Source organism: Flavobacterium sp. GW823-FHT04A11 (assembly GCF_058796535.1).
Window position 1 is genome coordinate 4,984,304 of sequence record NZ_CM179503.1, and the last position, 26,057, is coordinate 5,010,360.

Annotated in this window: 17 protein-coding genes; 9 read left to right on the forward strand and 8 right to left on the reverse strand. The window is 33.9% G+C overall.

Annotated elements, in window-relative coordinates; translation table 11 throughout:
- Positions 1-181: 181 nt before the first annotated feature.
- Both AC3QL1_RS21270 and AC3QL1_RS21275 read right to left on the reverse strand, forming a co-directional pair.
- Positions 182-1,570 (reverse strand): sialate O-acetylesterase, encoded by a 1,389-nt coding sequence (locus AC3QL1_RS21270; protein ID WP_492494128.1) that lies wholly within the window; start codon positions 1,568-1,570, stop codon positions 182-184.
- Positions 1,560-2,648, reverse strand: coding sequence for an SGNH/GDSL hydrolase family protein (locus AC3QL1_RS21275; RefSeq protein ID WP_492494129.1), 1,089 nt, complete (start codon positions 2,646-2,648; stop codon positions 1,560-1,562). The genes AC3QL1_RS21270 and AC3QL1_RS21275 overlap by 11 nt, the downstream gene beginning before the upstream one ends.
- 217 nt (positions 2,649-2,865) lie before the next feature.
- Between AC3QL1_RS21275 and AC3QL1_RS21280 the strand changes: the two genes are divergently transcribed.
- A complete protein-coding gene (locus tag AC3QL1_RS21280) occupies positions 2,866-3,372 on the forward strand; it encodes a C40 family peptidase (protein ID WP_492494130.1) in 507 nt (168 codons plus the stop codon).
- A 130-nt stretch (positions 3,373-3,502) separates the two neighbouring features.
- Here AC3QL1_RS21280 and AC3QL1_RS21285 read toward each other — a convergent pair whose 3' ends face one another.
- Together AC3QL1_RS21285 and AC3QL1_RS21290 are read right to left on the reverse strand one after the other, a co-directional pair.
- Positions 3,503-5,080 carry a L,D-transpeptidase family protein gene (locus tag AC3QL1_RS21285; protein WP_492494131.1) on the reverse strand — a complete coding sequence of 526 codons (1,578 nt, stop codon included), beginning with the start codon at positions 5,078-5,080 and terminating at the stop codon, positions 3,503-3,505.
- A gap of 176 nt (positions 5,081-5,256) precedes the next feature.
- Positions 5,257-5,673, reverse strand: coding sequence for a DUF1573 domain-containing protein (locus AC3QL1_RS21290; RefSeq protein WP_492494132.1), 417 nt, complete (start codon positions 5,671-5,673; stop codon positions 5,257-5,259).
- 162 nt (positions 5,674-5,835) lie between these two features.
- Here AC3QL1_RS21290 and AC3QL1_RS21295 point away from each other — a divergent pair, with 162 nt between their 5' ends.
- The 3 genes from AC3QL1_RS21295 to AC3QL1_RS21305 are packed head-to-tail and all read left to right on the forward strand — an operon-like array spanning position 5,836 to position 8,600.
- Complete coding sequence (locus tag AC3QL1_RS21295) at positions 5,836-7,098, forward strand: sensor histidine kinase (protein ID WP_492494133.1); 1,263 nt, start codon at positions 5,836-5,838, stop codon at positions 7,096-7,098.
- Positions 7,095-7,778, forward strand: coding sequence for a response regulator transcription factor (locus tag AC3QL1_RS21300; protein ID WP_492494134.1), 684 nt, complete (start codon positions 7,095-7,097; stop codon positions 7,776-7,778). The genes AC3QL1_RS21295 and AC3QL1_RS21300 overlap by 4 nt, the downstream gene beginning before the upstream one ends.
- A 57-nt stretch (positions 7,779-7,835) precedes the next feature.
- A complete protein-coding gene (locus tag AC3QL1_RS21305) occupies positions 7,836-8,600 on the forward strand; it encodes an MBL fold metallo-hydrolase (protein WP_492494135.1) in 765 nt (254 codons plus the stop codon).
- A 182-nt stretch (positions 8,601-8,782) separates the two neighbouring features.
- Here AC3QL1_RS21305 and AC3QL1_RS21310 read toward each other — a convergent pair whose 3' ends face one another.
- Positions 8,783-11,008 (reverse strand): B12-binding domain-containing radical SAM protein, encoded by a 2,226-nt coding sequence (locus AC3QL1_RS21310; RefSeq protein WP_492494136.1) that lies wholly within the window; start codon positions 11,006-11,008, stop codon positions 8,783-8,785.
- A 136-nt stretch (positions 11,009-11,144) separates the two neighbouring features.
- On the opposite strand from AC3QL1_RS21310, the gene AC3QL1_RS21315 reads away from it, so the two are divergent.
- A complete protein-coding gene (locus AC3QL1_RS21315) occupies positions 11,145-18,374 on the forward strand; it encodes a T9SS type B sorting domain-containing protein (RefSeq protein ID WP_492494137.1) in 7,230 nt (2,409 codons plus the stop codon).
- Positions 18,375-18,596: 222 nt separating this feature from the next.
- Here the strand turns inward: AC3QL1_RS21315 and AC3QL1_RS21320 are convergent, their stop codons facing one another.
- The gene (locus AC3QL1_RS21320) at positions 18,597-19,874 is read right to left on the reverse strand and encodes an MFS transporter (RefSeq protein WP_492494138.1); all 1,278 of its coding nucleotides are present in this window, start codon (positions 19,872-19,874) and stop codon (positions 18,597-18,599) included.
- A 344-nt stretch (positions 19,875-20,218) separates the two neighbouring features.
- On the opposite strand from AC3QL1_RS21320, the gene bshC reads away from it, so the two are divergent.
- The 3 genes from bshC (at position 20,219) to AC3QL1_RS21335 (ending at position 23,896) form a co-directional block, all read left to right on the forward strand.
- On the forward strand, positions 20,219-21,808 hold the full coding sequence (bshC, locus tag AC3QL1_RS21325; protein WP_492494139.1) for a bacillithiol biosynthesis cysteine-adding enzyme BshC: 1,590 nt from the start codon (positions 20,219-20,221) through the stop codon (positions 21,806-21,808).
- A 179-nt stretch (positions 21,809-21,987) separates the two neighbouring features.
- The gene (locus tag AC3QL1_RS21330) at positions 21,988-23,259 is read left to right on the forward strand and encodes an acyltransferase family protein (protein WP_492494140.1); all 1,272 of its coding nucleotides are present in this window, start codon (positions 21,988-21,990) and stop codon (positions 23,257-23,259) included.
- Between the two features lie 217 nt (positions 23,260-23,476).
- Positions 23,477-23,896: a nucleoside-diphosphate kinase gene (locus tag AC3QL1_RS21335; protein WP_223704072.1), complete on the forward strand. Its 420-nt coding sequence runs from the start codon at positions 23,477-23,479 to the stop codon at positions 23,894-23,896.
- Between the two features lie 135 nt (positions 23,897-24,031).
- On the opposite strand, the gene AC3QL1_RS21340 is transcribed toward AC3QL1_RS21335, so the two are convergent.
- Together AC3QL1_RS21340 and AC3QL1_RS21345 are read right to left on the reverse strand one after the other, a co-directional pair.
- The gene (locus AC3QL1_RS21340) at positions 24,032-24,328 is read right to left on the reverse strand and encodes a DciA family protein (RefSeq protein WP_492494141.1); all 297 of its coding nucleotides are present in this window, start codon (positions 24,326-24,328) and stop codon (positions 24,032-24,034) included.
- A complete protein-coding gene (locus tag AC3QL1_RS21345; RefSeq protein ID WP_492494142.1) occupies positions 24,309-24,749 on the reverse strand; it encodes a hypothetical protein in 441 nt (146 codons plus the stop codon). Before AC3QL1_RS21345 ends, AC3QL1_RS21340 begins: the two co-directional genes overlap by 20 nt.
- Before the next feature lie 238 nt (positions 24,750-24,987).
- On the opposite strand from AC3QL1_RS21345, the gene AC3QL1_RS21350 reads away from it, so the two are divergent.
- On the forward strand, positions 24,988-26,052 hold the full coding sequence (locus AC3QL1_RS21350; RefSeq protein ID WP_492494143.1) for a serine hydrolase domain-containing protein: 1,065 nt from the start codon (positions 24,988-24,990) through the stop codon (positions 26,050-26,052).
- Positions 26,053-26,057: the final 5 nt, after the last annotated feature.

The window sequence follows — 26,057 nt, forward strand, 5'->3', positions numbered from 1 at the left end:
GCAACATTCTTTGCGGAATTTCTAGTGTGATTTCTCCCTTCGGTCGAAATGACAAACTTAGTTTCTTAACTTTGCGCGGGCTTCGACTACGCTCAGCCTGACAAAAAATAAGACAACAATCAAAAAAAAACAGTGTCAATCCGTTTAACCCGTAAAACCCGTGGGCAAAAAAATCTAAATTCTAAATTCCAAAATCAGAATTAAAACAAGAAGCCGGCAAATTCGCTTTATTAAACAAATCAGATTGTATTGTATTTCCCCAAGCAAATCTCACTTTTGCAGGAACAGCCACTTTTTTACTCGTCACAATCACCTGATTATTTTTAATCACAGCTTCAGCCGAATAAAATATACCATCGGCTCCGGCCAATTCAAATTGGTTGGCGTTTTTGTTTTTAAAATACAATCCATCTGAATAATCAAACGAAACGATTCCTTTGTTTTTATCTACTTTAAAATCTCTGAAAAGTGGTCCGTTTACCAAATTAGTATTAACCTTATAAATATCAGCCAAAGCCAGATTTGCCAGACGAATGCCAACATCTTTCTTATTCTTTGGATGAATATCAATTGTATCCGAAATATCGCTTGTGAGAACCATTCCGGTTTTGGGAACTTCTTTCAGGATTTTTCGTTGAGAATTTCTAACCGTAACATTTGAGAAGTTATTACTGCCCGTTTTATAAGGCGCAATCTGAACGAAATAAAAAGGAAATTCGTCTTGCCAGAATTTTCGCCATGACGTAATCAACGCGGATAATGTTTTATCATATACCAAAGAACCCACATTCGATTCGCCCTGATACCAAAGCGTTCCTGCAATTTTAAATCCGGTAATGGGATAAATCATCGCATTATATGCCCTTCCGGGCTGACGTGGACCGTATTCCTGTTCGTTGAGTTTTTTGGCATTTTCTAATAAAACTGGATCATTTTGAACCACTTCTTCCGGCATCCAGATTTCAGCCGGAGTTCCGCCCCAATTCGATGAAATTAATCCGATTGGAACATTTTTTAAATCTTCGCGTAAGCGTTTTGCAAAAAAGTAACCAATGGCGCTAAAATATTTCATGGTTTCCGGAGTCGATTCGACCCAGTTTCCTAATAGATTATTTTGAGGCGTTGTAGCGGTTAATTTCGGAACCGTAAAAAAACGAATGTTAGGATTCGTGGCATTTTTAGCTTCTTCTTCGCCATTATCAATTCCCCAACTCGCAGACATTTCCATGTTGGATTGTCCGGTGCAAAGCCAAACTTCACCAATCAAAATATTTTTAAGTACCACTTCATTATATCCTTTTATCGAAATCGTATAAGGTCCTCCCGCTTCTGGCGTTTTAATATGAAGTTCCCATTGTGCCTGATTATTAGCCACCACTTTATATTCCTGATTGTTCCAGCCAGAAACCAATTTGATTTCTTCTTTTGGACTTGCCCAACCCCATATTTTTACTTCAGAATTGCGCTGCAAAACCATGTTGTCGCCAAAAATATTCGGAAGTGTTACGTTTGCCATCATAGTACTGGAAATCATCAGAAAGAAAACAAACTTAAATATATTATTTTTCATTTAACAGCTTTTTTAAAAACGGAGCATATTCATCGGCTAAAACCTTGTGATCAGACACATCCGGATGCCCTAAACAACCTTTTGGTGTCATGGGTTTAAATTTGAAAATCAGGATTGGTTTATGGGTTTTATCAGATGCAAAAGCACTTTTTACTTTATTTAAACAATCTTCAAAAACAATGGCTTTTTCTCCGTTAACCATTGGACTGTTTGTAATTACGATTTGTGCATTCGGATTATGTTTGTACAGCATTTTTATAAAATTGATGTAATTCGAAACATATTTTTCGGCATTAAAAGGCAAACGTTCTTTTTTACCATCTCCGACGGAAAAGTCATTTGTTCCTAACGCAATACTTATTATATCTGGCTGAAAAGCAAAATCATATTTCGGTTTTGAAGGATCTTTTGTCAGATATAAATTCTGATACACATCCGGCATGATGGCTTCGTCTTTGTTCTCGTCATTCCAGTTTCTGTACATCCCGATTCCGGAAACAGAACTTACCAGATAATCAACACCGATTTTTCTTGAAATTCTTGGACCATACGCATAATATCCGTTGTGATGATCCATATATTCTCCTTTATCACAATCAACCGAATCGCTTGCAGCACCACAAGTGATTGAATCTCCAATATATTCGATCTTCTTTTTCTTTTTTAGAGCAATCGAAGTTAGTTTTGTATTTGTACCGGCAAATAAAATATTTCCACTTTGTGCCTCCGTATTTTTATAAATTTCGAGTTTATGAACTTTTTTATTAACCGAAGTTTTTATCGGAAATGATTGCGCCGCACCTTTTTCAATTCTTAATTTACCCATATATTTTCCGTCTAAAACCAACGAAACATAATTATGATGTTCGTACGAATCAATACTTTGAAGTGAAATATCACATTTGCTTCCGGTAAAATTAAAAGAAACCGAAGAAGCCGTTCCAATCAAAAGAACTGTATTATTTTGAAGTTTTTCAACGCGGCCAGCATATACAAAATTATTGCTTTTGGTTTGTGAATTCGAAATAACCGAAATCAGCAAAAACGAAATTAAAAATGTTATTTTTTGTAGAAACATAATTTATTTATGAAAATATAAATGTGATTCACAAATATACCTGAAATAATACAGTCAAAAAGATACTAAAACATCAAAAAGCAATAAAAAATAACCAAAATATTAAATACTTTTATTCGTTTTAATAGTATTAATCTACACATATTAAAAACTATTGCTTTGATATTCAAATGCAAGAGTCTATCTTTATGAATTAAACATCAGTTATTCTCTCAAAATGAAATCAGCCATTTACATATTATTCGCAATATTCTTTTTATCGTGTTCTTTTACTTCAAAAGACAATAAAACGGTAAATGTTCCCATTCAAAAAATAGGTTCAAATGTTGACAGGGAATTACTTGTAGAGTATGCCAAACAATATTTGGGAGTTCCTTATGTATATGCCGGAAATGATCCCGAAAAAGGTTTTGATTGTTCTGGTTTTGTGAGTTATGTTTTTAAAAATTTTGGTAAAAATTTACCAAGAAGTTCCGGAGATTATAAAAATTTAGGAACGGCATTACAACCCGAAGATTTTAAAGTGGGCGATATTTTGGTTTTTTATGGTTATCAGGACAAAACCATCATCGGGCATTTGGGAATTATCTGCGAAGCCAACGGAATGAAGTCAAAATTCATACATGCCTCTTCCGGAAAAGTAAGCAGCGTCACGATCACTTCTCTTGATACAGAACATTATACAAAACGTTTTTATAAATGTATTGACGTTTTATCTAAATAGTTTTTTTTCACGCAGATTTAAAAAGATTTCAGCAAATGTAGCAGATTTATTTTTGTCGTAACTTCCAAAAAAATCTTATTTAATCTGCTGTAATCTGCCAAATCTGCGTGAAAAGTATTAGCAACTATTTCTATTCTTCAGTTAACAATTTTATCAAGCTTTCATCTCTTTTATAAACATCTTTATAAAAATTCAAATTCCCGTCGCGATCTACCCAGGCAGTAAAATAGCCAATGTAAACCGGAATTTTCTTTTTAAGCGTATACCAGCTTTCTTTCCCTGCGTGCATTGCTTTATCAATTCTTGCAGGTGTCATACTTGGATCCTGTTTTAAAAGTTCAATCGCTAATTCTCTTGGTTTCCCTACACGAACACAACCGTGACTAAAAGCTCTGTTTTCTCTTTCGAATAAACTTTTTGCAGGCGTATCATGTAAATAAATATTGTTTGAATTTGGAAATAAAAACTTCACCAAACCAAGCGAATTATTTTTCCCGGGTAACTGACGAACGGCGCCATTATTCCATTCAAGATTTTTCTGAGCAAGATAATTACTGTTTTTCGCCATTCCGGGTTTAATTTCACTTTTGATAATACTTGGCGGAACATTCCAATACGGACTAAAAACAATATTATTCATCATTCCGCTAAAAATCACGGTTTTGGTCATTGCTTTTCCAACTACCACCGGCGATACAAATGCAATTTCGTGATTGCGAATCAAATACAATCTAAACTCCGGAATGTTAACTTCAATATATTCTTTGCCTTTTTCAAGCTGAGGATCAATCCAACGGCAGCGTTCCATGTTTGCAATTATGGTTTTGATTCTGTCTGAAACCGGAATATTCAATTCAGCAATATGTTCTGGTAAAATGGTGTTCTTTGGTGTTAAACCGTGATGTAATTCAAATTTTCTAATCGCCGTAATTAAAGCAGAATCGCATATATTACTTTGATTATTTTCTTTTAAAGTTTTCGTAACATAAAGTCTCTCTCTAATTTGACCAATTGCAGCAACTGAATCTCCAATTTTAAAACTTTTAAAATCTTCGTCAGTTTCGATCGTTTTCCAGCCACCTTTTTTTTCAATTTCCCTGTATTCATGAAGCGCATCGCGAAGCTTGTAATACTGGCTGAACATTTTGCTTTTTTTATCATCGCTAATGGTCGCTTTTTTATAAATCGAATCTGAAAAAACCTGATAATTGACTTTTTTTCTCGGTAAAAGCCATTCTAATGATCGGGTTGTTTTTTCATCTACGCCAGAAACTTTCTGAACATAATAAAAATACAAATTGGAAATCATCAAATCCGTATCTGATTTCGATAATTTATTTTCAGCAGTATGTTCAAAAATAGGATTGATTTTTTCGTTGTAAGGAAAATTAGCTTTCAGGCCTTCCAGCTCTAATCCCTTGTATTTATTAAACAAAGTATTTCCGTATTCTACAACGCCTTTATTGTCCAGCCACAATTGAATCGATTTGTTTTTCTGGTATAAAGCCTGAACTTCATTCTGAAATTTAATCAGTTTAGGATAGGTTTGATAAAAAGCTGCCACAACAGAACTATCGATTTTAATTTTAAGTTCAGGAACCACTTTTTCTGAAGTCTTTTTCGATTCTTCTTCTTTTTTGTCTGATTTCTTACAAGAAACAGCGCCAAAAAGAAGTACAACAACAACAAGCGGATACAAAATTTTCATAACAATTTTTTCAATAAAAATAGAAAAGTTTTAATGAAATCAAAGTTATTTGGAACAAAATTAATATTGGCTTTACAATATCAAAGCGAACCAATTTTTCTAAAATAAAAAACATAAAAAAACTCCGGATACATTACATATCCGGAGTTTTTCCCTTTATAATCAACCTTTTATTTTTAGATAACCGTTCCTTTTAATGTCAGGATTTTTGGTGTTGCTTCTGCACTTGTTGTTACCGTAACCGTTTTTGTAAATGCACCTTTGTTTGCTGCATTATAAGTTGCTGTAACTTTTGCTGATTTACCAGGCAAAATTGGTTCTTTTGTATAATCTGTTGCTGTACAACCGCAAGATCCTTTTACATCTGTAATTACAACCGTAGTTTTTCCTGTGTTTTTAAATTCGTAAACAATTGCTTTTGGTGTTCCCTGAGGAATTTCACCTACATCAACTGTTTCTGCTTTCCAAACTATTGTTGAAGCTGTAATTGCACTATTTTCATTTGTAGAAACTAATGACTGAACTGGCGCTATTGCTGAAAAAGACATTAATCCTAAAGCTAAAGCTAACATCGAAATTTTAATAATTTTCATAATAAATTTATTTAAAGTGGTTTATGGTTACATTTCATTTAACAAAAGTACTTTAGATAAAAACAATTCGCTGTTAAGCGGTTTCAAATGTTTGTTAACGAATGTTAACAGGTGTTTTTCATATAAATTTTGACTATATTACACTATCAAAAATGCTTATTCTTGAAAATAAATAAACTCAACAGTATCATTCTTTTAGGACTTATTGCCATCATTAGTATTTTGGTAGCGCAATTGCTTTGGACGAAAGAGGCTTTTACTTTAGAGCAACAAAAGCTCAGTCAGAAAACGCATATCGCTTTACTTGAAGTTGCAAAAAAACTGTATGAAGGCACCAACCACGAGCTGCCGGCACAAAATCCCGTACAAAAAGTAGCCAATGACTATTATATCGTAAATGTCGAAAATGACTTTGAACCTGATATTCTGGAATTTTACCTGAAAACAGAATTCAAAAAAATGAACATTACGACTGATTTTGAATACGCGATGTACAATTGCCAAAGTAATGAAATGGTGTACGGAAATTATATTTCATTATCCAACAGCGAAAAAATCAAGCAATCTGTTTATTTTCCAAAACACAAAAATCTTGTCTACTATTTTGCGGTTCGTTTTCCAAATGAAACCTCTTATTTATTTAGTTCGATGCGTTTTTGGTTTGTACTTTCCATTGTATTGATTCTTATTCTGTTGATTTATGTGTACTCAATTTTTACACTTTTACAGCAAAAAAAATATTCTGATCTGCAGCGTGATTTCATTAATAATATGACGCATGAGTTTAAAACGCCTTTGTCTTCTATTTTAATTGCTTCAAAATATTTAATTGAACAAAATCCAATTAAGGAAGATAAAAAACTGCATACATATACAGATATTATTATTAAGCAAAGCCATAAACTGAATCATCATATTGAGAAAATTCTAAACACTGCCAAATCTGATTACAAAACATTAGAATTGAAAAGAGAATCTGTTTTGATTGTTCCGATTCTTGAAGAAACGATCGAAAATATCATTTTGAAATATCCTGAAGCCAACATTAAAATTGATCGTAAATCAAATGATTATGCCATTGAAACTGATGCGTTTCATTTTACGAATTTAGTGTACAATTTATTGGATAATGCGGTGAAATATTGCAGTGAAAAACCCGAGATAACAATTAAGATTTATGAAGAAAACCAAATTTTAAATTTGGCTTTTGTGGATAACGGAATTGGGATTTCGATTAAAAATCTATCTTTAATTTTTGATAAATTTTATCGCATTCAAAATGAAAAAAGTAACGAAGTCAATGGTTTTGGCCTTGGTCTGTATTACGTAAAAGAAATTTGCAATTTGCAAAACTGGAAAATAAAAGCCGAAAATAATGAAATAAAAGGTGTTACTGTCACCATATCAATTCCTTATAAAAAATGAAAAATTTTAGAATTCTTTATACCGAAGATGATGAAACATTAGCGTTTCTGACGAAAGATAATTTGCAGCAAAACAACTATGAAGTAGTACATTGTTCTGATGGGAAAGCTGGTTTGGAAGCCTTTAGAAATGAAGATTTCGACATTTGCATTCTGGATATTATGCTGCCCAAAATTGACGGTTTTGAACTCGCTACTGAAATCAGAAAAAACAATACTGATATTCCGATTATTTTTCTTTCGGCCAAAACTTTAAAAGAAGACCGCATTAAAGGACTGCGTTTGGGCGGCGATGATTATTTGGTAAAACCTTTTAGTATCGAAGAATTATTATTGAAGATTGAAATTTTCCTGAAACGTTCTCAGAAAAACAGTAACATTGACAGTCCGTTATATACAATTGGGAAATATCAATTTGATTATACTAATTTTTTTCTTTTTAATGAAAATGAAAAAATTGGACTTACACAACGCGAAGCCGAATTACTGAAGTTGTTTTTTGATAATAAAAACACCGTTTTAAAAAGAGAAAAAATCCTTTCTACACTTTGGGGAAATGATGATTATTTTACCGGACGAAGTCTGGATGTTTTTATTTCGCGTTTGCGTAAATTTTTAATTAATGAAAAAGGGATTTCGATAGAAAATATTCACGGCGTTGGTTTTCGTTTTAAGATGTAATTTATTGCTAATATTTATTTTAAAATTTTGTATTTTTAATATCTAATTTGCTCCGATATGAAACTACATCATTTACGAAATGCCACTTTAGTTATAGAAACGGACCAACATGTGCTTTTGGTTGACCCGATGTTAGGCAAGAGAAAAACGATTCCGCCTTTTACTATTTTTAGATACAAACCCAAAAGAAATCCTTTGGTTTCCCTGCCTAAAAACAGTCGGGAAATTTTAAGTAAAGTAACCTATTGTTTAATTACACATTTACATCCGGATCATATTGATAAAGCGGGAGAAGTTTTTTTAAGACGAAAAAGTATTCCGGTAATATGCAGCAAAAAGGACGAAAAAGAATTAACCAAAAGAGGTTTAAACGTTATTCAGTCTTTAGATTATTGGGAACCTCAACTTTTTTTAGAGGGAAAAATAATAGGGATTCCGGCGATTCATGGTTATGGTTTTATCGCCAAATTAATGGGAAATGTAATGGGTTTTCATATCGAATTGCCAAATGAAAAATCCATTTATATTAGTTCTGACACCATTTTCACAGAACATGTACAAAAAGTTCTGGTTGAATTTAAACCCGAAATTGCCGTTGTGGCCTGCGGAACTGCCCGACTTGATATTGGCCAGCCTTTATTAATGCGAATGAATGATATTTTGAAATTTGTTGCATTGGCTCCCAATCAGGTTTTTGCAAATCATCTGGAAGCTTTAAATCATTGTCCCACAAAAAGATCAGAATTAAGAGCAGCTTTAGAAGAAAACAATCTTTTGTCTAAAGTTTCGATTCCTGAGGATGGGGAGAATGTTTCTTATTGAGTTTACTTCAACATTCATTTTCATAACAATATTTTCGTATAGTTTTGTCATTTCGAGGAACGAGACCCGAGCGATAGCGAACGGACGAAGTAACTCACATAAAGGATTAACGTGTGTTGCTCTCTTGATGTGATTTCTCCTTACGTCGAAATGACAAAAAAATTGTTTTGATTATAGAAAGCCTACAAAACCAACAACCCAAACTCACGCAAAGTATTAACAGGTTTCGAATACCAAAATAATTCAAAATCATCCAATTGCGTTTCGAAGTCAGCCTTTACTTCCTGAAAAGTATAGTTTTTAGCATTTGAAATGGCGATTTTTTTCAGCATTTCAACCAACCATTCGCCTTCATTTTTATTGGTTTGAATGTTGAAACTTTCCTTTTTATCATGAAAAGTAAAAGTCATCATTTCCCAGGTTTGGCCTTTTTTAGATTTTGTAAAATAATTTACAGAAGGTTTTCCTCCCAACCAAACCACTTTTGCATTTGGTTTTGTGTTGAATTCATTGGTTTCTTCAAGGGCATTAAAAATGAAATAAGGATCGATTTTAGTTTTCGGAATTTTAAAATCAAACCAATCCTGCAATTCATAATCAAAGCAGATTCCGTGCATGAAATTAAAAAGTGATTTCTTTAATCCGAAACTAAATTTATCGTGATTAATTCCTGTAGAATCCGTGTAATCAATATCATTATTGGCAAAAGTTCCTATAGTTTCTGTTTTTTTGGTAACGCCAAATTTCTCCGGATATAATCCAACCGGACTATGTGCCGTCATCGCAAACTGATGCCAAAAACCGGATTGCAAAATCCCGGCTTCAAATAACTGACGTACCATTTCGAGACTGTCAACCGTTTCCTGAATTGTCTGCGTTGGATATCCGTACATCAAATAGGCATGAACCATGATTCCGGCTTCGGTAAAATTTCGGGTAACTTTTGCGACTTGCTCTACCGTTACGCCTTTGTCAATCAATTTTAATAATCGGTCTGAAGCTACTTCTAAACCTCCTGAAACGGCAATACAACCCGAAGCTTTTAGCAATAAACATAAATCTTTAGAAAAGCTTTTTTCAAATCGAATGTTTGTCCACCAGGTTACGGCCAATTTTCGGCGTAAAATTTCCAAAGCCAACGCACGCATTAAGGCTGGCGGAGCGGCTTCGTCTACAAAATGAAAACCATTTTGCCCGGTTTGCTGCATCATATCTTCCATTCTGTCGCACAACAAATTTGCCGCAACAGGTTCGTACACTTTTATATAATCTAATGAAATATCGCAAAAAGTACATTTTCCCCAATAACAGCCGTGCGCCATTGTGAGTTTATTCCAGCGTCCGTCGCTCCACATTCTGTGCATCGGATTTACAATTTCGATAACTGAAATGTACTTATCCAAAGGCAAATCAGAATAATCCGGTGTTCCCACGAAAGCTTGTTTATAATCGTGTTTTAAGGAATTGTTTTTGTAAACAACTTCTCCTTCTTCTAAAAGAAAAGTTCTTTTATACCGCTTCTCGACTTCGCTCGAAGTGACAGCATTTGGATTTTCGAGATTGAAAATTAATTCTTCTATCGGAACTTCACCATCATCTAAAGTAATAAAATCAAAAAATTCAAAAACCCGTGCATCTGAAAGCGAACGCAATTCAGTATTTGGAAAACCGCCTCCCATCGAAATTTTAATTTCGGGATGATTTTGTTTTACCCATTGCGCACAACGAAAAGCGCTATATAAATTTCCTGGAAAGGGAACAGAAATTAGAAAGAAAGTTGGATTTACTTTTTCAATTTTATCTTTTAAAATAGAAATTAAAATAACATCTATATAAGTTGGGCTTTGTTGTAAAGCGTCGTACAATTCATCAAAAGAATTGGCGCTTCGGCCTAAACGTTCTGCATATCGGCTAAAGCCAAAATTTTCATCGACACATTCGACAATAAAATCAGATATATCTTCAAGGTATAATGTTGCTAAATGTTTTGCTTTATCCTGCGTTCCCATTGTTCCAAAAGCCCAATCGAGTTCTTCCAATTGTGCAAAACGAGAAGCTTCGGGCAGGAAATCTTCCTGACAAATCTGCAAGGCCAATGTTGGATTTTTTCCCTGCAAAAACTGAATTACGGCATCAATCGTTTTGATATATTCATCCTGCAAAGCAAAAATACGCTTGGAATTATCCGAAACATCCTGATTAGGCATTTCAAACCTGAAACCTGAAAATTCAAATAAATCAATCAATCCTTTTTTTGAAAACAATTCTAAAATAACATCAATACCCAAATCAGCCTGAACAGATTCTATATTTTTGGTATTCAGAAAGCCTTTTATATACGCAGTTGCCGGATACGGAGTATTCAGTTGTGTAAAAGGCGGTGTAATTACAAAAAGCTTCGTTTTCAAAAGGATTATTTTTTTTGCAAAAATACGGGATATTTGGAGACTTTTCAGGAAAAGATTTTTAGTGGTTTCTGATCTTTCTTTTTTATTTTCTTTTGTAGATAATTAATTACATTTGCTTCGCCACAAAATATCCTATATGAAGAAAATTTTACTCTTATTTATTGTTTTTATCAAATGTACTTGTGTTTTTGCGCAAGAAATTAATCCGAATTCTTCCAATAATTATTTATTAGAAGATAAAAATGGGCATCTCATTCAAAATTTGGAACAACAAAAACAATTTTTGAAAATTAGGGAAGAAAAGATGAAAGCAGAAATCCTGAATTTAAAAAAAGTAATTTTAAATTCAAAAGACGGAAATTTGACTTCAAAAACTACCGCTACTCTTCAAGGAGTAGAAATGTGTACTAATGGAGGTTTTGAGCAATATGAAACTATAAACGGGAGCAGTTATCTAAAGAATTTTCTTTGCACGATAGGCGATCCTCCCGGACCAACGCAATGCCGTTCGATCACCAATACTGCCGACTCCTACATCAATCGCTACAATCCTAATAATATGAACATTATGGCAACCGGTGTTTCTGCCAATTTAGTTGACCCATATATAGGAGACATTAAAGCATTTGATCAATATGCGCTTAAAATTAATTATGAGAACTCTTCTACTTATGGTTCTATTGTGCAAGGCAAAAGGTTTAAAACAAACAATGAAAATTATCTGAAATTTAACTACAAAGCGGTATTACAAAGTGTGTACGACAATAGTCATACCGATAATCAAGCTTTTGTAAAAGCAAGGATTTTAGATAAAAATAAGACTGTTGTCAGTGAATTTTGTTTGGTAGGAGATGAAAAAAATTGCATTTTCAGCAAGGTTCCGAGTCAGGCTTCCGATTATGTTACTTTATATACTACCAATTGGCAATCAGGAATATTGGACATTTCATCAATTCCCAATAATGAAGAATTTACCGTTGAATTTATGGCTTCACGATGTGGATTGGGTGGGCATTTCGGGTATATGTATGTTGATGATGTTTGTATTTTACATTCCGCAGAAAATTTGCAAGGTTCTATAGAACTTGATCCTTTAAATAAAGTTTGTCCAACTCTACCGATTTCAGTGTGTGGTAGTTATACGATTCCTAATTCCGGAGGAATTTCTGCATCAGTTAAAAAAATCACTTTAAATGTTTACAATAGCAATAATGTGTCAGTTTATAGTACATCAACTACCTCAAGCTTAGACACAACAAATAAGAAATTTTGTTTTACATTAAAAACCAGTGATTTTCCAAATATTACAAGTGCAAATTATAATGTAGGCGTACAGGTAGATTACGACATTTCGGGAACTTCTTGCACAGGAACCACATTTAATTCTGCCAATGATCCTGACGCAAATCCTGGTTGGGATATTTCTTTTTTGAATTGCTCTTCGAGTTGTATTATTAACGTAACCACTGCCAAAATATCTCAATGTGATGCAAATCATGATGGAACTGAAAATTTTGATTTATCTACATTAAATTCTTTAGTAGTTCCTTCTACTGCGGGTTTAAATTTTAGTTATTTCAAAAACTACAACGAGGCAGAGTCTAACTTGAATGCTATCACCAATTTTACAAGTTATCCAAGTTCAAGTGCATCTATTTTTGTCAGGGTGAGTAAGGATGCAACTTGCTACAAAATAATTTCTGTCAATTTAGAGGTAAGAAATCCCACTGCAAATATCACAGGTATCCTAAATGTTTGTTCCGGAAGCACTGTATTAACTGCTTCTCCGGGGTCTTCATATTTATGGAATACAGGAGGAACTACGCAAAGTATTACGGTAAGTTCGCTAGGAGATTATTCTGTTACTGTCACAGATTCTTTTGGTTGCACCAGCAATGCAAGTGTTACTATCGAACCAAGCCAAACTGCCGTTTCTCCTATCTTGCAGATTACACAACCCTCTTGTTTTGCCTCCACAGGAACAATAAAAGTAACCTCAGCGGCATCACAATATAGTTTTGATGATGGTGTAACTTGGGTTACAAGTGACACAAAAAGTAATTTATATCCCGGGACTTATTTAGTAAAAATAAAAACCGTAAATGGATGTACTTCCTATTCTCAAAGTGTAACTATTACAGCTGCTTCTACTTTGTATCCAAATTACACTTATACCAATCCTTTATTTTGCGGAGATACCGGCAGTATTACTATTACAACTCCAGCTTCATACTATAGTTTTGATGATGGTACGACTTGGGTAAACAATTCTACCGCTAACAATCTTTTACCTGCAAATTATAAAATTCGTACCAAAGATTCACAAGGTTGTATTTCGTCAGCAAACAATGTACTTATTAGCAGTAATACGCTGGAAACACCAACTTATACAATCGTATTACCTGCCTGTACTGCAAAAGGAAGTATTACCATTAATACTCTTTCGGACTTTTACACTTTTGATGGAGGAACTACCTGGGTTACAAACAATACAATGAGTAATTTAAATGCAGGAAGCTATTCTTTAGGAATTAAAAATGCTTTGGGTTGTACTTCTTTTTATACCTATGCCTATTTAAATGCTTTTGAAAATTCTTATCCTCAATATACAACTGAACAACCTGTTTGCGGAACAGATGGCAGTATTACTATTACTACAGTAGCAGATTTATATAGTTTTGATAATGGTGCAACCTGGACTAGTAATAATGTTAAAACTCTACCTTTCGGAACCTATCAAATAAAAATAAAAAACAGTACGGGATGTATCAGCGCTGCTAATTATGCCTATTTAAGTCAGCCGTACCTTGATCAGCCAATTATTACGCGGGAACAGCCGACTTGTGGTGTAAACGGAAAAATCACTGTCAACTCATTATCGGATTTTTATAGTTTTGACAATGGTGCAACCTGGACAACTCTCAATTCTAAATCATTGCCTCCTGGTATTTATACCGTTATTATAAAAAATAGTATTGGCTGTATGTCTTATCCAAATACTATTTATTTAAATAATCCAAATATAGACAAACCCGATTATACAGTTGTTCAGCCTACTTGTACATCCTCGGGCAGCATTACAATAAATACAGTTGCCAGTTCTTATAGTTTTGATGGAGGTTACACTTGGGGAACTTCTCCTACCTTATCAAATCTTACTTCTTATGGATATTACAACATTTCAGTAAAAAACAATTTAGGATGTATTTCTAACTCAGTAAGTGTTTCAATTAACAGCCCAAGGCTTCCTGATCCGGATTATACAGTTACCAATCCAAGTTGTGGAAATATTGGCAATATTACATTCAACACAACTGCAGATTATTACAGTATCGATTATGGTAACAACTGGAGTACAAGTAATGTTTTTAATAATTTAAGCAAGGGATCTTACTATTTAATGATAAAAAAAGATAATTGTACATCCAATTATATTTCCATTTATCTTGATAACTCACAGTTGGCACAGCCCAATTTAACCGTCGTTCAGCCAGGATGTGGAACAAAGGGCAGTATTAAAATTAATACTACTGCAAGCTTTTATAGTATTGAAGGTACCAATTGGGTAACAAATCCTGTTTTTTCAAACCTTTCAGCAGGATATTATTATCCAATGATCAAAAATGCTCAAGGTTGTGTTTCTAACTCAAACTCTGTATCACTTCAAGAATTTTATCTTCCAGTTCCCACTTTTAAAACAACACAACCTACTTGTGGTGTTGGAGGGAGCATAACCTTTACTACAACTGGAGTACAATACAGTATAAATGGAGGTACAACCTGGAGTACTAATCCTGTATTTAATAACCTAAGTCCAAACTCTTATAATCTATTAGTAAAAAATGCTTCTGGGTGCACATCATCTCCTTACGGTGCATACACTTACCTAGAACAGTATTATTTACCTAATCCTGATTTTACAGTAATACAACCAACCTGTGGCATCAACGGAAGTATTACTATTGCAACAGTTGCAAGTTCTTATAGCTTTGATAATGGCAATACCTGGACAACTAATCCGGTTCTTTCAGGACTTACTTCTGGTTATTACAGCATCATGATAAAAAATGCAGCAGGTTGTAAATCTTATAGTTTATCAATATCAATCAATCCTTATTATCTTCCCAATCCAAATATAAAAGTAGTACAGCCCAGCTGTGGAAATGGGGGAAGTATAACTGTTACAACTCCTGCTGATTATTATAGTTTTGATGGGGGAACTACCTGGATTACAAATCCAATTTTATTAAATCCTGCGAGTTCGTCTTATAATATCCTTATTAAAAATGCAAAAGGTTGTAAATCAAATTCACAATATACATACATAAACAAATATTACCTTTCATCACCAAATGTATCTACTATTCAACCAACATGCAGTACTCCTACTGGAACTATAATAGTAAATTCTGCCGCAGATCAATATAGTTTTGATGGAGGAATAACCTGGACTACAAATCCTATAAAGAAAAATTTAGCTGGCGGCTCATACACTGTAGTAATAAAAAACACTCTTGGCTGTACGTCTTCAGGCAATTATATGTATATAAATACTCCTCCCTCAATTCCTGCTGCACCTGCTGTAAAGATAGTTCAACCTTCTTCCTGCGGTGCGACGGATGGCAGTATAACCATAACAACATCAGCCATAAGTTATAGTTTTAATGATGGAAACAGTTGGACAACAAGTCCTACGAAAATAAATGTAGGGGCTGGTACATATATTATTAAAATCAAAACAAATTCATATAGTTGTGAATCAGCAACCACTGTTGTCAATTTGAGTTCTGGTACCACAATTGCTGCTCCGGCTTTTACTACTACTCAGCCAAGTTGCAACTCATCAAAAGGGGCTATTACCATTACAACAAATGCGGCAACTTATAGCTATGACAACGGATTAACCTACGTTTTTTCTAATACAAAAACAGATCTTTCTCCAGGTACGTATTTAATAAAGATTAAAAATTTAGCAGGTTGTGTTTCAGATGCTGCTCCAGTCACTATTTCACCATTATCAGCACTTACAGCTCCTGCCTTTACAGCTATTCAACCCGATTGCACCAATTTTACAGGATCAATTTCAATTAATACGCCAGCCGATTTTTACAGTTTTGATAACGGAATCACGTTTGGAACTTCCAATACAAAATCTAATCTTTCTGCAGGAACTTACAATTTGATTATTAAATATAATTCGGGTTGTATTTCTCTGGCTGCACCTGTTACTATACAAGCTGCACCGATAATTCCTGAAGCACCGCAAGTGGTAGTTACAGACCCAATTGGTTGTAGTTCTGCGAAGGGCAGCATTATGGTTTCTACGGTTGCGAATCTATATAGTTTTGACGATGGTCTTACGTGGGATACCAGCAATACTGCCAATTTATCTCCGGGAAGTTATTTCATCCGAATAAAATACACAAATGGCTGCGCATCTATTGCTTATAAAGCAACCATCAATGTACCGCCAAATGCTCCCTCAATTCCAACTTTAAATATTACCCAGCCTGTTACTTGCAGTAGTCCATTTGGCTCAATTTTAATTACAAGTACAGCTGATCAATATAGTTTTGACAATGGTAAAAATTATTCAGGAAATCCTAATTCAGGAAATTTAATAGCCGGGACTTATATGGTTCGTGTTAAAAATAGTAGTGGCTGTGAGTCTGCTGCAGTATCTACAACCATTAATCCTCCAACGGATTATCCGAGTAATCCTGCATTTACAATTATCCAGCCCGATTGCAACAATCTTAAAGGCTCTATTACAATTACCGATGCCGCATCAGAATATAGTTTCGATAATGGTGTTAGCTGGACTAAAACTGCAGTGAAATCAAATCTTGATCCTACAACCTATTTCATTAAGGTCAAAAACAATAACGGCTGTGTTTCAAATGCAACCACAGTTACTATCAATGCTTTTACAAATTTTACCCCGAAGCCTGCTTTAACCAGCCCACAAACATTCTGCATTCAACAAAATGCGACATTAAATTCAATTACGATCACAGGTCAAAACATAAAATGGTATGACGCATTAACAAATGGATCTCTTTTACCCAATACAACTTTGCTTCAAGACACTAAGACCTATTATGCTTCTCAAAGTATAAATGGCTGTGAAAGTGAAAGAGTTTCTGTGTCCATAAAAATTCAAGATACTCCTGCTCCTTCTGGCGATGCTAATCAGACATTTTGTACGGGACAAAATCCAACTTTAGCCAACATTAAAATTACAGGAACTTCAATAAAATGGTATAACGCATTAACCAATGGTTCACTAGTAGTAGAAACTACAAACCTCGAAAATGGAAAAACCTATTATGCGTCTCAAACAGAAAACAATTGTGAAGGCTCCAGATTGGGAGTTACAATCTCACTTGTAAATACACCTTCTGCTCCAATTGTAAATGGAAATCTGGAGTTTTGTAAAAGCGATAATCCATCGTTAACCAGCATTCAAATGTCTGGTCAAAATCTAAAATGGTATGACACTAATATCTCGTCAGCGGCTTTACCAAACACAACTATTTTAGAAAACAACAGAACTTATTATGCTTCACATACAATTGGATGTGAAAGTGACAGAACTCCAGTTCTCGTTCGCGTTTACGACACTCCAATGCCAGCAGGTAAAAACAGTCAGCAATTTTGTATTGATAAAATTGCAACAATTGAAGATCTGAATATTTCCGGAACTGCACTTAAATGGTATGATGCACCTGCAAACGGAACCATTTTATCTGAAATTACTTTGTTAGAAAGCAAAATGTATTACGCTACGCAAACAATAAATAACTGCGAAAGTCAAAGATTTGCTGTAACGGTAAAAATACAAGACACCTCTATGCCGAATGCTGATTCTCCGCAACAATTCTGTATTCAGAAAAATGCAAGAATTAGGGATATTAAAATTATAGGAGAAAACATTAAGTGGTATGAAACTGCCTCATCTACTATAGGGTTGTCTGAAATAACGGAACTTGTAGACGGAATGACCTATTATGCATCACAAACTATTAGCAACTGCGAAGGCGACAAAATTCCTGTTACAATAAATATTCTTGGAGCTACGACTACAGAATGTATTAATTTTGTAGATGAACTTCCTTATCCAAAATTCTTTACTCCAAATAATGATGGATATAATGATACGTGGACAATTGATTTTGTTTATCTGGCTCCCAATACAGGAATTAGAATCTTTGATCGTTATGGAAAATTCATCAAGGAATTAACGAGAGATACTTCATGGGACGGAACATATATTGGTCAAAATGAACCGGCCTCTGATTATTGGTTTACCGTTACCCGATTCAATGGAATAGAATATCGAGGTCATTTTAGTTTAAAAAGATAAAAAAAATTACCGCAAAGTTCTTAAATTTAATACTCTCGTTTTTGAGTAAAACTTGTGAACTTTGCGGTTAATTTTTGCAATGAATTATTCTTAATCTTTGTAAATTTTGTGGTTGTTTTTTCGCCACGAATTTCACCAATAGACACGAATTATTCTACAATATAAATAATCTGAATCTTTGCAAACTTTGCGTAAAACTTATTTGGTTTTGCGGCTAAAGTTTTAAAATTGATGCACTTTCTTAGAAATCACTAAAAACGAAATCAAAGAAATCAAAGCAGCAGTAGTCAGATAAAAACCAACATAATTCAGACCGTAAGTACTTGCCAGCCAAATGGCAATCATTGGTGCAAATGCAGCACCTAAAATACCTGCCAGATTAAATGTCAACGAAGCGCCCGAATAACGAACTGTGGTAGGAAATAATTCTGATAAAAAAGTTCCCAAAGGCCCGTATGTAAATCCCATTAAAGACATTCCGATACAAACAAATGCCGTAACTAAAATCGGATTTCCTGAATTAAGGAAGTAGGAAAAGAAGAATCCAAAAACAGCAATCGTTGCGGTAGTGATAATTAATATTTTTCGACGGCCAATTTTATCTGCAACCAAAGCAGAAACAGGAATAAAAAAGGCAAAAAATAACACTGAAAACAGCTGGATTAACAACGCATCTCTTTTAGTAAAACCTAAATCAGAAGTTGCCCAACTTAATGTAAAAACGGTTATTAAATAAAAAACCAAAAAAGTGGTAATGGCAGAAAAAGTTCCAAAAATCAATTGGTTTTTATAAGATTTCAACAAGGTTAAAAATGGTATTTTAACTTCTTTTTGTTCCAGTTTAGAATTTTCAAAAGCCGGAGTTTCAGATATTTTCAATCGAATATAAAATCCAACAATTACTAAAAGTGAACTGGCAATAAACGGAATTCTCCAACCATAATCCATAAATGCTTCGGCCGTCATCGTATCTGTTAAAATTAAAAAAGTTCCTCCCGAAAGTAACAATCCAATCGGTGCGCCTAATTGTGGAAACATTCCGTACCAGGCACGTTTGTTTGGCGGTGCGTTTTCGATTGCCAATAATACGGCGCCTCCCCATTCTCCTCCTAAACCAACTCCTTGTCCAAATCGGCATAACATTAATAAAATTGGAGCAGCAATTCCGATGCTTGCATAACCCGGTAAAAAACCAATTGCTATTGTCGATAATCCCATGGTTAATAAGGCCACAACCAATGTTACTTTACGACCAATTTTATCGCCATAATGTCCAAAAACAGCTGAACCTAACGGTCTGGATAAAAAAGCGATCGAAAAAGTAGCCAAAGATTCTAATGTTGAATTGGTACTGCTGGTTCCGGGAAAAAATAATTGTGGAAAAACCAATACGGCTGCATTGGCGTAAATATAAAAATCAAAAAATTCGATTGTGGTTCCAATTAAAGAACCAAAGAGAACATGTCGCAACGAGTTCTCCTGATTAGGGTTATTTTTCATCTAGTTTTGATATAGTTTTTTTTGAAAAATAATGTTGTAAAAATGAACCGACTCATTTTACACAACAAATATTTGTCTGCAAAAATATAGTTTCATTATTAAAAACATACATTTACAAACAAGAGTTTTGTATTAGTATCAAAATTTTAACAAAAACACCAAATCTTAGGGTTTAATATTCTGCAAAATGTTTATGATTATATAAGAACAAAATCAGAGATCAAAACACTGAATATAAACACTTTAAAATTAAAATTAAAAATCAAATCTTAAGCATTCGTTAAAAACACTTTTAAGTATATATTTTCATTAAATTTACAGCTGTCAAAAATAAATCTAAAATTATGCCCACCGACTGTATCAGCTACCAAACCTCAGGATATTTCTCTAAATTGATACAAGATTATTTAGATCAAAAACCCGAATTACAATCACTATACAATCATTTTCCAACTCTGGAAAACTTTGAAAAACAAATCTCTGAGAAACAGTCAAATTTTGATAACAACAACCGAATTCCGCTTGTTGAAACTTTAAAAAAGCAATATCAACATATTGAAATCTCTGATGTTACAAAACAAAATATTGAGCTTTTAGCACTTTCAAATACTTTTACGATTACAACCGGACATCAATTAAACTTGTTTAGCGGTCCGCTGTATTTCTTATATAAAATCATTTCAACTATTAATCTTACCAAAGAATTAAAATTAAAATATCCAACAAATAATTTTGTTCCCATTTATTGGATGGCAACGGAAGATCATGATTTTGAAGAGATTAATTATTTTAATTTTAAAGGAAAAAAATTCAGATGGAATAAAGAAAGTACAGGACCGGTTGGCAGACTTTCAACAGAAGGTTTAGGCGAATTTTTAGAAATTTATGCTGCAGAGTTAGGTTCAAGTACAAATGCCAATTTTTTGAAAAAGCTTTTTGAAGAAGCCTATTTAAAACATGAAAAACTTGCCGATGCTACGCGTTTTCTGGCTAATAGTTTATTTTCGCAATATGGGTTGGTTATCCTGGATGCAGATGATGCGGATTTAAAACGTGCCTTTATTCCTTTTGTAAAAGAAGAACTGGAAAATCAAACTTCGTTTAAAGCCGTTCAGGAAACTATTTCTCAATTTCAGGACTATACCGTTCAGGTAAATCCGCGTGAAATCAATTTATTTTATATTGAAGATACTTTACGTGAACGTATTATTTTCGAGAATGACAAATATTTTGTAAACAACACGAAAATATCTTTTTCAAAAGACGAGATATTAAATTTATTAGAAAGCAATCCTGAAAAATTCAGTCCAAACGTAATCATGCGTCCGTTATATCAGGAAATTATTCTGCCGAATTTATGCTACATTGGCGGAGGCGGAGAAATCGCTTACTGGCTGGAATTAAAGTCGTTTTTTAATGCTGTAAACATAACTTTTCCAATACTTTTAGTTCGAAATTCTGTTCTTTTAAGTACTGAAAAACAAGCTAAAAAAGCCAACAATCTAAATTTGAGCTGGGTCGATTTATTTACAAAACCTGCTGATTTAGTAAATGCCATTACACATAAATTATCTGCTTTTCCTATTGATTTAACGCCTCAGAAACAAACGTTAGAAAAACAATTTGAATATCTTTATGAATTAGCCAGTAAAACGGATAAATCATTTACAGGAGCTGTAAAAGCACAAGAAGTAAAACAAAAGAAAGGCTTAGAAAACCTTGAAAAAAGATTATTAAAAGCTCAAAAGCGAAAATTAGATTCAGAATTACAAAGAGTTACAGATTTGCAGGGCGAGTTATTTCCAAATCAAAGTTTACAGGAACGCCAAACTAATTTTTCTGAATTTTATTTAGAAAAAGGAGAACAATTGATTCCGCTTTTAATTCAAAATCTAAAACCATTGGAAATGAATTTTAACATTATAACATTTTAGAAAAGTTTGTCACTAATCACAAAAGCAAAAAAGAATTCGTGAAAATTCGTGTAATTCGTGGCTAAAAAAAATACGTAATAATTTCAGAGAACCAAATAACCACCTATCTTCTCAAAATTATTACTTCAAACCAAATAGCGATTTTTAAAATTATTAACTAACCAATTTACCCAAAACCAATGGTAAAAGAACGCTTAATTTCGCTAGATGTCTTTCGTGGACTCACTATTTTATTGATGACAATCGTAAACAATCCAGGAGACTGGGGCAATGTTTACCCGCCTTTATTACACGCCGAATGGCACGGCTGCACGCCAACTGATTTAGTATTTCCGTTTTTTATTTTTATAATGGGAGTTGCAGTTCCGCTTGCAATGCCTGAGAAATTTTATGACGGAACAACTTTTAATAAAATTCTCGTTCGTTCTCTAAGAATGCTGTGTCTAGGGATTTTCTTTAACTTTTTCGGCAAAATTCAATTATTCGGACTAGAAGGAATTCCGCTTCTTATTGGTCGTTTAGCCATTACAATTGCTGTTGGTTATGCCTTAATGGGAAGTTTCAGTTCAAAAGTCAAAAATATTCTGGCGTTTGCGATTCTTTTTATTTATCTGTTTTTAGCCTATAGCGGAATCGAAGCTTATCACGATGTGCGACTTCCCGGAGTTTTACAACGAATTGCAATTGTCTATTTTATTGTTTCACTTTTGTATTTAAAAACGTCTCAAAAAACACAAATTATAACCGGAGTTGTTTTATTATTAGGATATTGGGCATTAATGACTTTAATTCCCGTTCCCGGAATTGGAGCAGCAAATCTCGATAAAGGAACTAATTTAGCAGCCTGGATTGACAGCGTTTTTCTAAAAGGACATATGTACCGCGGAACTGTTACCTGGGATCCGGAAGGAATTTTAAGTACACTTCCATCTATCGTAAACGGAATTATTGGTTTATTAGTTGGTCAGCTATTACTTCGTGAAATATCTAAAACTCAAAAAGCAACAAAAATGGCTATTGCCGGAGTTGCCTTAATTATTGGAGGTCTACTTTGGAATATTGTTTTCCCTATCAACAAATCGATCTGGACAAGCAGTTATGTCTTATTCACCACAGGTTTAGCGGCAACATTTTTATCCATTTTATATTATGTAATTGATATTGCCGACTATAAAAAAGGCTTCAAACCATTTTTAATCTGGGGCGTAAACCCAATGATTGTGTTTTTTACATCACAAATTATTCCGCAGGCTTTGGTAATGATCGAATTCCAGAATCCGCATAATCCTGAAGAAAAAATCAACCTTCTAAATTTTTTATATAGCTTTTGGATTGCGCCGTTTTTCAGTAACCCAATGACAGCTTCTTTAGCCGGAGCTTTGATTTATGCGTGTATCTGGACATTTATTTTGTGGATATTCTACAGAAACAAATTAATATTTAAGGTCTAAAAAATATTCACCATATAAGTGATATAAGTTCATTTAAATTGTTGCCACATAACATGTATCCAAACGATACCTTATTATTAAATGAACTTATATCACTTATATGGTTTAAAAAATACTTTCTTGGTTAAAACATCATTCTAACCTGTTTTAATTATCATTTTATTAAAATCAATTCATAAAAAAAGTCTATTTTTGCACAAAATTTAAAAACACAAAAATGGCAACAAATAGAACTTTTACAATGATTAAACCAGATGCTGTTGCAAACGGACACATCGGGAATATCTTAGCAATGATTACAAACGGAGGTTTCAAAATCGTTTCATTAAAATTAACTCAATTAACTGTAGCTGATGCTAAAGCATTTTACGCAGTTCACGCAGAAAGACCTTTCTACGGAGAATTAGTTGAATTCATGTCACGCGGACCAATTGTTGCTGCTATTTTAGAAAAAGAAAACGCTGTAGAAGATTTCAGAACTTTAATTGGAGCTACAAACCCAGCTGAAGCTGCTGAAGGAACTATTCGTAAAGCATACGCAACTTCTATTGGAGAAAATGCAGTTCACGGTTCTGATAGCGACGAAAATGCTGCTATCGAAGGTGCATTTCACTTTGCTGGTAGAGAGCAATTCTAAATTTTAGATTTCTGAATTTAGATTTTAGATTAAAATCAATAAAAAAATCCCGTTTCAAAATTCGAAACGGGATTTTTTATTATAAGTTATTTATGCAGTTCAAATAATCGAAAATATGAACTCTAAAATTTAAAATCAACGCAGTACAACATCCTTCACAACCTCACGTCCTAATTCTTCATTAATCATCTTAACGATTTTAGACTTTCCGTGGCTCAATTCTTCTCTTAAAACTGCCGATCCAAGTTCAACATATAATGTACTTCCTTTCAAAACGACATTTTTTGTATACGTATTCACCCCATTCCCCATCAATTGTCTCCACGCCTCTTTTACATCAATCTGATCCATACCCGGCTGCAATTTATTCACCTGAATAATGTGTTGCAAAACAGCCCCAATAGTACTTTCGTTATTTAGTCTTTTTGCCATCGTTTAAAATATTTATTGGTTCTGCTTTTTTATAATGATATTCTTTATTCTGATCGTTTTTCACCACAAAAGTTTCATCAGAAATCGAAATTAATTCTTCACTCCACTTTGCATAATCCGTTTTATAATCCAGGAAAGTTCCTTTATCTGTAAACCTGACCGAAACATTTTCAAAAGTATTTGTCGTTAAAAAAGTTCCGTCAAGCTGCGCCATAACCTTCGTTCGGGTTCCTTTTGTTCCTTTTATTTTAAAAAAATCAAAATTCTCATTCATTCCGTATGCCTTCTCTTCTCCTTTGTCAAAAACCACTTTTTCAATTTCCCAATAACCATTTAATTTTGCAATATCTACAGGTTTGATCTCTTGTTTACAACTTACAAACAAAAGTGACAGAACCAAAATCATAAAAGTGTTTTTCATAATAATCATGCTATTAATAAGGAGCTGTTTCCTGCTGTCCGCTATATCTTTTTTTATCCGCCGCGGCGGACAAAAAAAGGATGCCGCTTCCATCAGGGCTAGGGCTCCCGTTTTCAAAAGAAAATTTAGTGAATTGCAAAGTTAACTTTATATCATTCCAAATGAAATAAAAATTTAGAAAACAAATTAAACTATTTTACATATTTTTGGTCTTAACCCTAAACCAAAACCAAAAAACATGACTAAAACCATTTTTAGCTTTCTGGCAATTTTATTTTTGACAGGATGCAGTTCAGATCCTACTGAACCAACGCCTACACCTACTCAAACAATGTACTTTCCGCCTGTAACCGGAAATACTTGGGAAACAACTTCGATTACAGATTTAAAATGGAACCAAAATGCAGTTCAGCCGCTTTTGGATTATTTAGAACTCAAACATTCCAAATCATTTATCATTCTTGTCAATGGCCGAATTGTAATGGAGAATTACTTTAACGGGCATTCTGCCACCACAAACTGGTATTGGGCAAGCGCCGGAAAAACATTAACTTCTACAATGACAGGAATTGCTCAACAGGAAGGATTCCTGAACATCAACAACAAAGTATCACAATATATTGGCACAGGATGGACAAGCGAAACACTTGCAAAAGAAAACCTAATTACCTGCAAACATTTACTAACTATGACATCCGGTCTCGACGACAGCACAGATGATGTTGATCCTGCAAGTCTTATTTACAAAGCCGATGCAGGAAGCCGCTGGGCATATCATAATGTATATGTAAAATTGCAGGATGTTGTTGCAGCAGCAAGCGGTCAAACCTGGGAGAATTATTTCAACGCCAAATTAAGAGATAAAATTGGAATGAATGGTACTTGGGTGCAACTTGGCGTAAACAGCGTTTATACCAGCACATCAAGAAGTATGGCTCGTTTTGGACTTTTAATGCTGAAAAAAGGAAAATGGGATAATACCCAAATTTTAAATGAAGCGTATTTTAACGAAGCAACAACAACTTCACAAAACATTAATTTAGGATATGGTTATTTATGGTGGCTAAACGGTAAAACATCTTACCATTTGCCACAATCACAACTTACTTTTCCCGGAAGCGTAATTCCAACAGCACCAAACGATATGTTTATGGCTTTGGGCAAAAACGACCAAAAAATATATGTTGTTCCAAGCAAAAATATGGTCATAATCAGAATGGGAGACGCTGCTGACGATGTCAATCTTGCCTTATCTGATTTTGATGAAACTTTATGGGAGAAAATTAGTGCTTTGTATCAGTAAATTAA

Coding starts and splice junctions, on each gene's coding strand:
- AC3QL1_RS21270 (WP_492494128.1), bottom strand. CDS start 1,570: ATGAAAAATAATATATTTAAGTTTGTTTTCTTTCTGATGATTTCCAGT.
- AC3QL1_RS21275 (WP_492494129.1), bottom strand. CDS start 2,648: ATGTTTCTACAAAAAATAACATTTTTAATTTCGTTTTTGCTGATTTCG.
- AC3QL1_RS21280 (WP_492494130.1), top strand. CDS start 2,866: ATGAAATCAGCCATTTACATATTATTCGCAATATTCTTTTTATCGTGT.
- AC3QL1_RS21285 (WP_492494131.1), bottom strand. CDS start 5,080: ATGAAAATTTTGTATCCGCTTGTTGTTGTTGTACTTCTTTTTGGCGCT.
- AC3QL1_RS21290 (WP_492494132.1), bottom strand. CDS start 5,673: ATGAAAATTATTAAAATTTCGATGTTAGCTTTAGCTTTAGGATTAATG.
- AC3QL1_RS21300 (WP_492494134.1), top strand. CDS start 7,095: ATGAAAAATTTTAGAATTCTTTATACCGAAGATGATGAAACATTAGCG.
- AC3QL1_RS21305 (WP_492494135.1), top strand. CDS start 7,836: ATGAAACTACATCATTTACGAAATGCCACTTTAGTTATAGAAACGGAC.
- AC3QL1_RS21315 (WP_492494137.1), top strand. CDS start 11,145: ATGAAGAAAATTTTACTCTTATTTATTGTTTTTATCAAATGTACTTGT.
- AC3QL1_RS21320 (WP_492494138.1), bottom strand. CDS start 19,874: ATGAAAAATAACCCTAATCAGGAGAACTCGTTGCGACATGTTCTCTTT.
- bshC (WP_492494139.1), top strand. CDS start 20,219: ATGCCCACCGACTGTATCAGCTACCAAACCTCAGGATATTTCTCTAAA.
- AC3QL1_RS21330 (WP_492494140.1), top strand. CDS start 21,988: ATGGTAAAAGAACGCTTAATTTCGCTAGATGTCTTTCGTGGACTCACT.
- AC3QL1_RS21335 (WP_223704072.1), top strand. CDS start 23,477: ATGGCAACAAATAGAACTTTTACAATGATTAAACCAGATGCTGTTGCA.
- AC3QL1_RS21340 (WP_492494141.1), bottom strand. CDS start 24,328: ATGGCAAAAAGACTAAATAACGAAAGTACTATTGGGGCTGTTTTGCAA.
- AC3QL1_RS21345 (WP_492494142.1), bottom strand. CDS start 24,749: ATGAAAAACACTTTTATGATTTTGGTTCTGTCACTTTTGTTTGTAAGT.
- AC3QL1_RS21350 (WP_492494143.1), top strand. CDS start 24,988: ATGACTAAAACCATTTTTAGCTTTCTGGCAATTTTATTTTTGACAGGA.